Origin of the sequence: Enterococcus canintestini (genome assembly GCF_001885735.1) — a bacterium.
GTDB lineage: Bacteria > Bacillota > Bacilli > Lactobacillales > Enterococcaceae > Enterococcus_C > Enterococcus_C canintestini.
On the sequence record NZ_JXKG01000034.1, the window covers coordinates 1 to 12,193 of the forward strand.

Annotated in this window: 12 protein-coding genes; 10 read left to right on the top strand and 2 right to left on the bottom strand. The window is 36.9% G+C overall.

The window, feature by feature from the left end:
• The first annotated feature begins 116 nt into the window (after positions 1-116).
• The 9 genes from rnpA (at position 117) to RU96_RS12220 (ending at position 9,239) form a co-directional block, all read left to right on the top strand.
• Positions 117-449 (top strand): ribonuclease P protein component, encoded by a 333-nt coding sequence (rnpA, locus tag RU96_RS12180; protein WP_071865751.1) that lies wholly within the window; start codon positions 117-119, stop codon positions 447-449.
• A 68-nt stretch (positions 450-517) separates the two neighbouring features.
• On the top strand, positions 518-1,309 hold the full coding sequence (locus RU96_RS12185; protein WP_071865762.1) for a YidC/Oxa1 family membrane protein insertase: 792 nt from the start codon (positions 518-520) through the stop codon (positions 1,307-1,309).
• 15 nt (positions 1,310-1,324) lie between these two features.
• Positions 1,325-2,122 (top strand): RNA-binding cell elongation regulator Jag/EloR, encoded by a 798-nt coding sequence (gene jag / locus RU96_RS12190; protein ID WP_071865752.1) that lies wholly within the window; start codon positions 1,325-1,327, stop codon positions 2,120-2,122.
• A 976-nt stretch (positions 2,123-3,098) separates the two neighbouring features.
• Positions 3,099-4,988 carry an endonuclease MutS2 gene (locus RU96_RS12195; RefSeq protein WP_071865753.1) on the top strand — a complete coding sequence of 630 codons (1,890 nt, stop codon included), beginning with the start codon at positions 3,099-3,101 and terminating at the stop codon, positions 4,986-4,988.
• Positions 4,989-5,176: 188 nt separating this feature from the next.
• On the top strand, positions 5,177-5,560 hold the full coding sequence (locus tag RU96_RS12200; RefSeq protein WP_071865754.1) for a PTS sugar transporter subunit IIA: 384 nt from the start codon (positions 5,177-5,179) through the stop codon (positions 5,558-5,560).
• 18 nt (positions 5,561-5,578) lie between these two features.
• Complete coding sequence (locus tag RU96_RS12205) at positions 5,579-6,046, top strand: PTS sugar transporter subunit IIB (protein WP_071865755.1); 468 nt, start codon at positions 5,579-5,581, stop codon at positions 6,044-6,046.
• Between the two features lie 50 nt (positions 6,047-6,096).
• Positions 6,097-7,671, top strand: a complete 1,575-nt coding sequence (locus RU96_RS12210; RefSeq protein ID WP_071865756.1) for a PTS system mannose/fructose/sorbose family transporter subunit IID — start codon at positions 6,097-6,099, stop codon at positions 7,669-7,671.
• An 18-nt stretch (positions 7,672-7,689) separates the two neighbouring features.
• The gene (locus RU96_RS12215; RefSeq protein ID WP_071865757.1) at positions 7,690-8,376 is read left to right on the top strand and encodes an N-acetylmannosamine-6-phosphate 2-epimerase; all 687 of its coding nucleotides are present in this window, start codon (positions 7,690-7,692) and stop codon (positions 8,374-8,376) included.
• A gap of 14 nt (positions 8,377-8,390) precedes the next feature.
• The gene (locus tag RU96_RS12220) at positions 8,391-9,239 is read left to right on the top strand and encodes a MurR/RpiR family transcriptional regulator (protein ID WP_071865758.1); all 849 of its coding nucleotides are present in this window, start codon (positions 8,391-8,393) and stop codon (positions 9,237-9,239) included.
• Positions 9,240-9,398: 159 nt separating this feature from the next.
• Here the strand turns inward: RU96_RS12220 and RU96_RS12225 are convergent, their stop codons facing one another.
• Positions 9,399-9,671: a DUF5316 family protein gene (locus tag RU96_RS12225; RefSeq protein WP_071865759.1), complete on the bottom strand. Its 273-nt coding sequence runs from the start codon at positions 9,669-9,671 to the stop codon at positions 9,399-9,401.
• Positions 9,672-9,930: 259 nt separating this feature from the next.
• Positions 9,931-10,260 carry a heavy metal-binding domain-containing protein gene (locus RU96_RS12230; RefSeq protein ID WP_071865760.1) on the bottom strand — a complete coding sequence of 110 codons (330 nt, stop codon included), beginning with the start codon at positions 10,258-10,260 and terminating at the stop codon, positions 9,931-9,933.
• 447 nt (positions 10,261-10,707) lie between these two features.
• On the opposite strand from RU96_RS12230, the gene mnmE reads away from it, so the two are divergent.
• Positions 10,708-12,105 carry a tRNA uridine-5-carboxymethylaminomethyl(34) synthesis GTPase MnmE gene (gene mnmE, locus RU96_RS12235; protein WP_071865761.1) on the top strand — a complete coding sequence of 466 codons (1,398 nt, stop codon included), beginning with the start codon at positions 10,708-10,710 and terminating at the stop codon, positions 12,103-12,105.
• Positions 12,106-12,193: the final 88 nt, after the last annotated feature.

Genomic DNA, 12,193 nt, shown 5'->3' on the forward strand with positions numbered 1-12,193 from the left:
CGAGTTCGCAAAGCTTTTCTTTTGGTAGGGCTTTTTTGGGGGTAAAGTTTAGGGAGAAATTATGGTATTATTGAAAGGTATGAGCAAATGATTTTAGAAGAAGTGAAGGAAACGTCATGAAAAAAGCCTATCGTGTCAAAAAAGAACGAGATTTTCAGCGGGTATTTGAGCAAGGTAACTCTTGTGCGAATCGCCGTTTTGTTGTCTATAAACTCCCCAAAGAACAAGAACATTTTCGAGTAGGAATCTCCGTGGGAAAAAAAGTCGGCAATGCTGTGATGCGCAATAGTGTGAAACGGAAAATCCGTGCCAGTTTGTATGCCCTAAAAGATCAGATTGATCCGAATCTTGATTTTATAATCATCGCTCGACCAACTGTGAGTGAATTAGATAGTGAAGAATTGATGCAAAATTTGAAGCATGTACTAAAACTCGCAAAAATTATTTAAATAATCGTTAGAAGGGATCATGCCTCGTGAAAAAGAAACATGTCAAAAAAGCACTACTTTTAAGTGGTATGCTGGCACTGGTAGTATTCTTGTCAGCTTGTGGTGCCACTGGTGAAGTAAGTGCCAACAGTACCGGAATTTGGGATCGTTACATTGTTTGGAACTTTGCCCGTGCTATTAAAGCTTTATCTTTTGGTAATGCCGGAATTGGGATCATCTTATTTACCTTAATTGTGCGGATTATCTTAATGCCATTGATGCATTTCCAAACAAAAAGTATGCGTAAGACCCAAGAATTACAACCAAAAATCAAAGCGCTGCAAGCTCAATATTCTGCTAAAGATATGGAGACCCAGCAAAAGTTAAAAGAAGAAACACAAAAGCTTTACGCAGAACACAACGTCAATCCTTATGCAGGCTGTTTACCATTATTGGTGCAAATGCCAATTTTAATGGCATTATGGCAAGCGATTCAACGGGTACCAGAACTATCACAAGGTCATTTCTTATGGCTTAATTTAGGGGAAAAAGACCCGTATCTTATTTTACCGATTTTAGCGGCTGTCTTCACTTTTGCCAGCACTTATCTTTCAAGTATGAGCCAAGTGGAATCAAATGCAAGTCTAAAAATTATGAACTTTGCGATGCCTTTAATGATTTTAATGATGGGGCTAGGACTTGCCAGTGGTTTGTCATTATACTGGGTGGTTTCCAATGCATTCCAAGTAGTGCAAACATTACTAATCAATAATCCATTTAAAATTAGAAAAGAACGAGAAGAAGCATTGCGCCAAGAAAAAGCACGAGAACGTGCGTTGGAACGTGCCATGAATCCGAAGAAGAAAAAACGCAAAAAATAAAAGGGGGTTACCTTGATGCCAATTTATGAAGGAGCGACCAGTGCAGAAGCAATTACAACTGGTTTGACTGCATTAGGAATTTCTAAAGATGAAGCTGTTATTGAAGTGATTGAAGAAGCTAAAAAAGGCTTTTTGGGAATGGGAAGAAAAAACGCCCGCGTTTCAATTGAACCTTCTGTCACAGAAGAAATCAGTGAAGCAGTGTCAGAAACAGTTGAAGATGTTTTAGTTGGAGAAGAGCAAACACCAGTGGTTGAATTGGATGTTCCTGCAACTGAAAATGTTAGTTTAGAGCAACCAGCTGAGCAAACAAAAACACCTGACATTGCAGACGTTTTATCTGATTTAGATGATGAAGCGGCTTTAACGCAATTAGCGCTTTATTTAACGAATATCACCAACGAATTAAATGCACCTGCTTTGGTCAAAATGGAGCGGGAAAATGGCTTAATTATCTTCCATTTAGACACGAAAAAACAGGGAATCTTAATTGGTAAACATGGTAAAATGTTAAACGCATTGCAATATTTGGCCCAAGTTTTTATTCACCGTGTGGCTAAAAATAAACTTTCGGTTGTGGTCAACGTTGGCGATTACCGCCAAAAACGGCAAGCAATTTTACAACGCTTGGCTGAACGCACCGCAGAAAAAGTGAAACGCACTGGTCGTCCTGTTTTCTTAGAACCGATGCCAGCTTTTGAACGCAAACAAATTCATTCGGCTTTAAGCCATGACGATAGTGTGAAAACTCATTCTGAAGGGGACGAACCTTACCGCTATTTAGTTGTTGAACCAAATAAAAAGTATTATTAATAAGCTTAAAATTTAAAAGCCACAGGCATTTTGAACCGACCCCAAAAAGTTAGACCAAAAAATCTAACNGCGGGTCATTTCATTTGCCTGCGGCTTTTTTTAATGAAAAATGGTAAGAGAGTAAATGCACTTTAAAAGTGACATAAAAAGGATAATTTTTTTTGAGGCGTTACTTTTATCTATTCTGCATTTCTTAGTTTTAAAATATGGCAAAACACAGTTCTTTTTAGCAAGTTGGGCTAGCAAATTTTGCGCAGTAAAATGAGGTAAGAGAGGCTAAAGCGGCTTCTTTTGAGTAGAAAAAACTTTTTCGATGTTGTTTTTTATCTTGGCGAAAAATAAAGAAAAAGCAGAAGAAATGCCTATCTTATGGGCTTTTCTCAGCATAAACTCACCTGCATTTCATTGACATCCCCCAAAAAACCAAGTATATTTTACTAGAAATCATTCTTATCGAAGTAAGATACGATGCCGTAGTCATTACTTTGGTCTTTAAAACGTCTGTTACGCCATTAACAGACGTTTTTTTGCGGTTTTTAAGAGCAAGAGAGTGACGGAAACTTGTTTTTGTCGAGAAGAGATTCCGATTTGTCTTTTCAGACTTAGACAGCAAACTAAAATCGGTTGGCTGCAATGAATCTTGCTTAAAGCTTTTAAAGTCAACTGCTTCTTTTTAGCTTGCAACTTTTTTTACTCTCTTTTATACTAATGGTGTATTTAATAACTCGTTAGAAGAAAAAGAGGGCTATTTGTGAGTGTAACAGGTATCTAATCAGCAATTTAAAAACAAGTAAACGTTAAGTTTATTTGTGATGCTCTAGATGCCTATCTTTAATCGCAAGATTTTTAAGACGATAGGGAAACTATCGTCTTTTTTTGTACACTTTTTCTAGGTTAAAGGCAAAAAGTGTGCCCACCATTCTAACGAGTCTTTTTTGTGTTTAGAAATGGGGTCTAGTCAAGAAAGGATACCCAAATGAAAAACGTATTAACTGAAACAGAATTTACTAAAATCCGCACGATAATTAGTCAAACCGCTATTAGTGACAAGGGCAAAGCCGCTATTTTAGCACGTAAGCCGGCAACGCAAATCAATACCGTTCGCAGTTGGCTAAAAGAAACTGAAGAAGCGATGACTATTTTGGCTTCGGGTCAACATATTCCTTTAATGGGACTAGCACAAATTGGCCATTTGACACAAAAAATTACCAAAGGCCAAATTTTAGAACCCAGTGAACTAACGGAATACAGTGATTTTTTACGATCATTTCAATTAATTCAAAAATTATTTCAAAAAAATGCCTATCAAGTGCCAACTCTTTTTGCCTATAGTCAGCAATTAGGGGACTTTTCTGAAATCACCAAGGAAATTACGGGGATGGTAAATGGTACTCGTTTAAATAGCAATAGTAGTCGCCAATTACGAAAAGCCCGCAATCAAGTGCAAAAAATTGAAGGGGAAATTGAAGCTGCATTACAAAAATATCTGCGAAATGCTACCACGCAAAAATATTTGCAAGAACGTTTGATTTTGAAAAAAGGGGATCGTTACACATTACCTGTCAAAGCGGAATTTCAAAATAAAATTAACGGCACTATTATTGAGAAATCCAATAAAGGCACGACTGTTTTTGTGGAACCAAGTAATGTTGCCCGTTTGAATGAAAAATTGATTTTAGCCCAAGCAGAAGAAGTAGCCGAAGTGTATCAGCTTTTGGCCTATTTAACCGGTTTACTTGCAGCCGCCCAAGAAAAAATCGTCTACAGTTTAGAAACTGTGGTGGAATTGGATATTATTTTTGCTCGTGCCAAGTATTCCCGCAACATTGATGGCGTGAAAATGGCGGTCAATGATGAAGAAATTTTACATTTGTCCAATGTGACCCACCCTTTATTAGGGGATAAAGCTGTGCCTCTGTCAGTTTCATTAGGTACAGATGCCAGAGGATTAATTATCACAGGACCTAATGCGGGTGGAAAAACGGTGGTCTTAAAAACGTTGGCATTAACGTGTTTGTTAACGGCTTTTGGTGTGTTGGTACATCATGATGGCACGAGCAATATTGCTGTTTTCAATGAAATTTTAATTGATATCGGTGATCAACAAGATATGGAAAATGCGCTCAGTACTTTTTCTGGTCATATGCAAAATATTGCTGAAATTTTGCGCCACAGTAAACGCAATACATTGGTTTTATTAGATGAAATTGGCAGTGGGACTGAACCCAATGAAGGGGCAGCACTCGGGATTGCGATTATGGAACAAATGTATCAAAATGGCGCGTTAGTCGTGGCCACGACGCATTATGGTGAAATTAAAGATTTTGCCTTAGCCCATGAAGATTTTAAAACTGCGGCGATGGCGTTTGATGCTCAGACTTTGACACCGAAATATCAGCTATTAATGAACGAAGTCGGTAGTAGTAATGCTTTTTGGATCGCAGAAAAAATGCAGCTTCAAAAAGACGTCATTGATCGCAGCCGCCAATTACTAAAACAAAAAGATTATGCCGGTAAAAAACGTGTCTTCAAAAAAATTGGCCAAGTTCAAACCCAGCGACCAACATTGCCGCAATTTGAAAAAGGGGATCGCGTCTTTTCTTCTGCTACCAATAAGACTGTTTTATTTTATGAAGCAGAAGGAGAAGAAGGAATCGTATATGCAGATGACAAATTCTTTAAGGTGCCGTTGCGCCGCTTGCGCTTAGAGATGGCTGCGGAAAAGTTATATCCTCTTGATTATGACGTTGAAAGTTTATTTCACGATTTTCACGAAGAAAAATTTAAAAAAGACTTAGTCCGCGGTTCCAAAAAAGCCCATAAACAATTACGTAAAATGGAAAAAGCGCGACGGGAAAAGCTTTAAAATGCCATTATGAAAAAGAGTAGAAAGTTTTTTCTACTCTTTTTTTGTTGGAATTTAATCACTAATTAGAAATTTAGTTTATTTATTTTTTAAATAAATGTTGAAACTAAATTTCTAATATTGTATGATGCAAGCATAGCAAGTAATAAGTTGCTAAAAATGAAGCGAAGGTAAGAAAGGAAGATAAGATGCGGGCAATCATATTAGTAGGACATGGTTTAGGTTGTATCGGTATGAAAGAATCAGCTGAAATGATTTTAGGTAAGCAAGACAATCTCTTTGCTGTACCGTTACAGACAGAAGAAAATATTACGGAGTATATCGAAAAATTAGCGGCCTTTTGTATAAAGGTAAAAGAAGATTATTCAGAAATTTTATTTTTAGCAGATATTAAAGGCGGAACACCGGCAAAAGCCGCTGCATTAGTTAGTAAGCAGCATCAGTTACCAAATAGTCAGTTGATTATGGGATATCATTTGGCATTAGTTTTATCCAGTTGTTTGGATTTACAGAAAAATGCAAGCGGTTTAATAGCGGAAACAACACCTATGATTCAAGAATTTAGTCTTTAAAAGAAAAGGGGAAGAAAAATGAGTATTAATTTAACACGAATTGATGAGCGCTTAATTCATGGTCAGGTGGCCTATTCATGGTCAGTTGCTTATCCTTGTGATGAAATTGTCGTTATTGATGATCAAGCAGCGCAAGACGACATGCAAAAAATGTTATTGGAAATGGCAGTGCCAGAAGGTAAGGGTTTCAAATTATTTACCGTAACTGAAGGTAGCGAATATTTTGCAAAAGATAATGGTTTAAAATCTTTTCTTGTGATTAAAGATCCAGCAGTAATTTTGGCTTTAGTCAAAGCGGGAATCCATTTTGATAGCATCAATATTGGCGGCATGTACTTTAAAGAAGGCAAAAAAGAAATTACCAAAACAGTTTATTTAGATGAAAGAGATGTGGCTGTCTTTAAAGAGTTAGCGGCTGTAGGAGTGAAATTAGATGTCCGAACAGCACCAGGAGATAAATCATTAGAGTTAAGTACAGTTATTTAATTGGGTAAAAATTTTTGATGGGGAAGTCTAATTAGCATAGGGGGAGAACAATGACGTTATTCAGCGGGATTTTGTTGAGTATTTTTGTTGCAATTTTAATTACTGAAAACTATGGATATGGCTATTGGATGATTTCGCGTCCAATTTTTGCGGGGCCTTTAATCGGTTTAATTATGGGGGATTTACAAACTGGTTTACAAGTTGGGGCAAGTGTTGAGCTGATGTTTATGGGGGTATTACCAATTGGTGGCTCGGTTCCACCTAATGCGCAAATTGCTGGAATTATTGGGACGATTTATGCCATTCAAGCAGGTTCACCTGCGCTAGGAATTTCGTTGGCTTTACCGATTGGTATTTTGGCGCAATTCTTAATTATGTTAGCTTGGAATATAAATATTTTCCTAGTGCACAAAGCCGATACTGCGATTAAAGCAGGTAAGACAAAAACAGTCGAAAAGTTACATTTAGCTGGTGTTGGCGTTTTCTTTATCGTCTTTTTTGTCGCATCTTTTATGGCGATTCAATTTGGGAGTGAGTTTGTCAAACAAATTAATGATGCCTTGCCAGTCTGGGTTTCAGGTGGTTTAACGATTGCGTCAGGATTATTACCAGCTATTGGGATGGCCATGCTATTAAAAATGATGGATTTCAAAAAATTTTGGCCCTTCTTTTTAATTGGCTTTGTGTTGTCTGTTTATTTGAAACTAGATGTATTGGCTGTTTCTTTATTAGGAGCTGGTGTGGCAGCAGGTGCGGGTGCTTTGCGTAAAGGAGAAAATCAAACTGCGCAAAATCTAACAACTGAAGCAGTCACAAATGATCAACAGCTTTTAAATAAAAAAGATTTATGGCGTGTTTTCACGCGTTCTTTTTTCAGTATGGCAACAATTAATTATGAACGTTATATCAGTTTAGGTTTTAATTATGCGATGATTCCAGTTTTACAAAAATTATATCAAGATGAAGCTGAGTATCAAAAAGCATTACAACGGCACAATGAATTCTTTAACTGTCATCCTTATACAACCAATATTGTAATGGGTGTTTCTGTAGCCCTAGAAGAACAAAAGGCTTTAGGGAAGCCGATTACTGATGAAACTATTTCTTCTACCAAAACAGCATTGATGGGGCCTTTATCAGGAATAGGGGATTCTGTTTTTAAAGCAACTTTTATGACAATTTTTGCTGCTGTGGGGGCAGGCTTGGCTTTAAATGGTAATATTTTAGGTCCGATTATTTTTATTGTACCTAATATCTTTTTAAATATTGCTACACGTTATCTAGGTGTTTTTTGGGGTTATAAATTTGGGGTTAAATTAATTGCTAAAATGAAAAATTCAGATTTAATTAAAAACTTTGTTCAAGGGGCAACTATCGTGGGGATGATGGTGACAGGCTCGATGGTGGTCAATTTTGTCAAAATTGAATTGACTGCCAAATGGGATAATGCCGGCAAAGAAATCGTCTTACAAGATTTAATCAATCAAATTTTCCCGGGACTTTTACCACTAATCATTACGCTCATTTTTTACTGGGCATTAATGAAAAATAAAAAAGCTATTTATTGGTTGATGTTAGCTTGTTTTGTAATTGGGCTAGTCGGTAAATTAACGGGAATTTTATAGACGAACGGGAGAATGCAAATGAAAAAAGAAATTATGGAACAAATTAGAAATGGTGTTATTGTCTCATGTCAAGCACGTAAAGGCTGGCCGATGTATGGTAAAGAAATTATGGCAGCTTTTGCCAATGCGGCTGCAGCAGGTGGAGCAGTTGGTATTCGAGCTACGGAACCAGAAAATATCGCAGCGATTAAAAGAGAAGTAAAACTGCCTATGATAGGTATTTACAAACAGTGGTTTGAAGGCTACGATGTTTATATCACACCAACTTTTGCTAGTTGTGAAGCGATTATCGCTGCCGGTGCTGAAATTATTGCGTTAGACGGTACGAAACGACCGCGGCCAAATGGTGAAAAACTGGCTGATATTATTACAAAAGTCCACGAAAAATATCCTGAAATCATTGTCATGGCGGATTGTGATAGTGTAGAAAGTGGTATATATGCTGCAAATTGTGGCGCAGATCTTGTATCTACGACATTAGCCGGTTACACAGAAGAAACAAAAGAAAAGACAGTTTTTGATGCAGATTTAATTCGTGAAATGTCAGAAAAAATTGCAGTACCTATTATTGCTGAAGGTCATATTGCTTCTGTGGCTGATTTAAAAGCTGCCTATCAAGCAGGGGCGTATTCTGTTGTAATTGGAACGGCGATTACACGCCCTGAAGTAATTACGAAAAAATTTGTGACAAGCTTAGAAAACTAATTTGAGGTGAAGAAATGTTTTTGCTCCCAGCGCTAAAAAAACAAGAAAATTTTTCGGAAATTGAAAGTCAAATTGCTGATTTTGTCTTACAAGACGCCGAACGAGTAACCAGAATGACGATTAAAGAATTTGCAACAGGCGCAGGTGTTAGTGAGGCGAGTGTGGTACGTTTTTGCAAAGCAATCGGAGTAAAAGGATTTCGGGACTTTAAAGTAGCACTAAGCCAAGAATTGTTTCGGAATAAAAATGAATTTAATATCGTAAAAAAAGAAAAACATGAAAAATTATCCCTTAATGATGTTTTCTTTAATACCATGGCATTGGATCAATTAGCCGTGCAACAACTGGTAAACACACTGGATTTAAAAGAGGTTTCAAAAGCGATTACCTTATTAAAAGATAAACAAAAGGTCACGGTTTATGGTGTTGGGGCTTCTGCTGTAGTTGCAGAAGATTTTGCGCATAAAGTGAGTAAATTAGGCGTTACAGCTAGCTTTAATCGTGATTTTCACCAAATGTTAGCCCTAGTCTTAAATTTGACGCCTGAAGATATTTTCTTAGCAATTTCTACAACAGGTAAAACGGCGGAAGTGGTGCAATTAGCCACCCTAGCCAAAGAAAAAGGGGCCACCATTATTGCTATTACAACTTTACAAAATTCTAAATTGGCAAAACTTGCTGATCTTAAATTGTCTACACCAGTTTTAGAAGAATATTTTCGCGTAGCCAATATGGCAACACGAATTTCGCAATTAGCAGTTGTGGATGTCTTATATATGGGCTTATATGAAGAATTAGGGGAAGTAGCAACAGATAAATTATACGATTTACACCATGCGATTGAACGTTTTCGCGGTAAATAATAAAAGTACGCGCCTGCACTTTTCCTTTTTAAAACAAGATGTAATCTTTTAAAAAGGTGATAATAATATGTTGTAGGCGCGAGTAATTTTAAATATTGCTACAAACCATAAATATTTTATGGTCATGCTTTTGTCTCGTTATGTAATTAAAAACAAACTTTAGAATACACCAGAAACATAAGCCATAATAAGAAGCGGTAACGAAAATAAAATGAAGTATAAGAAGAGATTACTAGTGTTATTAGTGGTAATGTCTGATTGTCGCGCCGTGTTAGCACGCATACGATCACCTGAAACAAGTGTTCCGGACATGGCTAAACCTAAAAAGAAAGCAATCAGCCCGATAATTTTAAGGTAACTATCTTTTTCAAAATAAATCAACCCGACAGATAGTAGCAAACTTGTCGCTAATACGACGATAAATTTCTTCATTGTAATCTCTCCAGTTTTTGTGTTATAAGTGATTTCAATCAACATTAAATAACGAAATTAATTAATTTTTATCTAGTAAAATAATGATAGCACAAATTTATTAAGAATTTACAATAACTATTAATATAATAAAATGAAATAAGTATTTTCATACGCCAAAAAGGAGATGGACAAGATTTTTGTCACATCTCCTTTTTGCGATTAACTTTTGAAAGGCAAGTTTCACTAGTAAAATGACTGTAAAAAGTAGCGGAAAAAATTAGCCCCCAACAGTTGTTTCAATAAATTGGACAACAGTGCCGTAAGCGAAAATTTCCAAATAAGTTTTGCCGTCAACTTGGACATGATCGTGATCAAAATGGCAATTGATGACAGCATTGGCACCATAAGAAAAAGCTTTTCTTTTTAGCATCAAGATAATATCTTGTAAAGATTCATTGGGGTCAATATTTTCATCAAATAAATCTGTTTCAAATTTTTCCGCAACGAAAATAATGTCGCGAACTGCGTAACTCCGGTTTACATTGCCGGTAGAAATAATAATTTCGTGGATGCGCATGTCGTCTTCTTTTTGTTTGTCAAATGTCATATCGCTCACTCCTTTTAGGCTTTAGGGGAAAAGTTCAAAATTGCATGCTTTTGGCTTTTCATCGTTAAAACCTACTTGATTGTTGCAAACAGCAAAAGCTGTGATTCACTGTAATTTAATTTTACCGTGATAAGAACCTTTAAGTAAAGCTAAAACCTCTCACAAATTCTGGCACGAAATCTTGCAAGACAACGAATTTTATGCTAGTCTATGACCAGAATTTAAGGACTAGCAGTCAAAGTGCGATGTCTTTTGTAAATAGTTATAGACTTCTCAGTGGAGAAGTTTTTTCCTATTGCAAAAGATGAAGCACTTTTTTTATTGCGATAAAACGTGACAAAGCTTTTTAAAACGTAAATTAACTGATTTGCATCGTTTGATTTTAACGATTTAATCACGCTAAGTTTTCATTGTTACGTCATACTAAGTCTAAAAAGGAGTTTATCAATGGCAAATATTACCCAAGAATTTGATACAATTGCTGCAATTTCCACTCCGCCTGGTGAAGGGGCGATTAGTATTGTCCGTTTAAGTGGAGATGATGCGGTGAAAATTGCAAATGAAGTTTATCGCAGTGGCAGTAAACAGCTGTCAGATGTTGACAGCCATACAATTCATTACGGTCATATTTTTGATCCAGCCACGGAAAAAATGGTGGATGAAGTGATGGTTTCTGTTATGCGGGCACCAAAAACTTTTACTCGTGAAGATGTCATTGAAATTAATTGTCATGGCGGGATTGTGGTGGTTAATCAAATTTTGCAATTACTGTTGCGACAAGGTGCACGTCTGGCTGAGCCTGGCGAATTCACAAAGCGGGCGTTTTTAAACGGTCGGGTGGACTTATCTCAAGCAGAAGCCGTGATGGATTTAATTCGGGCTAAAACGGATAAAGCGATGAATTTGGCGTTGAATCAATTGGACGGAAACTTATCCAGCTTAATTCGCTCATTGCGGCAAGAAATTTTGGAAACATTGGCCCAAGTGGAAGTTAATATCGACTATCCTGAATACGATGACGTCGAAGAGTTGACGACGCGTTTGTTATTAGAAAAAGCCAATCAAGTCCAAGGTCAAATTAACCAATTGCTTTTAACCGCCCAACAAGGAAAAATTTTGCGAGAAGGCTTGAGTACAGCCATCATTGGTCGGCCAAATGTTGGGAAATCCAGTTTATTAAATCATTTATTAGCAGAAGAAAAAGCGATTGTCACAGATGTTGCCGGTACGACACGGGACGTCATTGAAGAATACGTGAACGTAAGAGGTGTGCCATTAAAATTAATTGATACGGCTGGTATTCGAGATACTGAAGATATCGTGGAAAAAATCGGGGTGGAACGCAGTCGTAAAGCGTTGCAAGAAGCCGATTTGATTTTATTGGTGTTAAATCAAAGTGAAGCTTTGACAGCAGCTGACTTGGAATTATTAGCGTTAACGCAAGATACTAAACGCATTATTTTATTGAATAAAACGGATTTACCTGCAAAATTAGAGCAAGAAAAATTGCAAACTGTGGCAGGCGATACACCGATTTTTGCCGTATCAGTTTTACAAAATGAAGGCTTAGATCAATTGGAACAAGCGATTGCAGATCTTTTTTTCGCCGGTCAAACAGGGGAAAAAGATGCTTCTTATATTTCCAATACGCGTCACATTGCGTTACTAGAAAAAGCTAGTCAAGCTTTGGGAGATGTTGTAGCTGGAATTGAAGCGGGCATGCCGGTCGATTTAGTCCAAATCGACATGACCCGTTGTTGGGATTTCTTAGGAGAAATCGTGGGTGATAGCGTACAAGACGAACTGATTACGCAACTATTCAGCCAATTCTGTTTAGGAAAATAATAACTTCCAAAATAAAGTGAAAATTAATACATTAACGAAAACGAAATCGTGCTAAATCAGCTAGGAAATTCGACAATATATAAGTTCA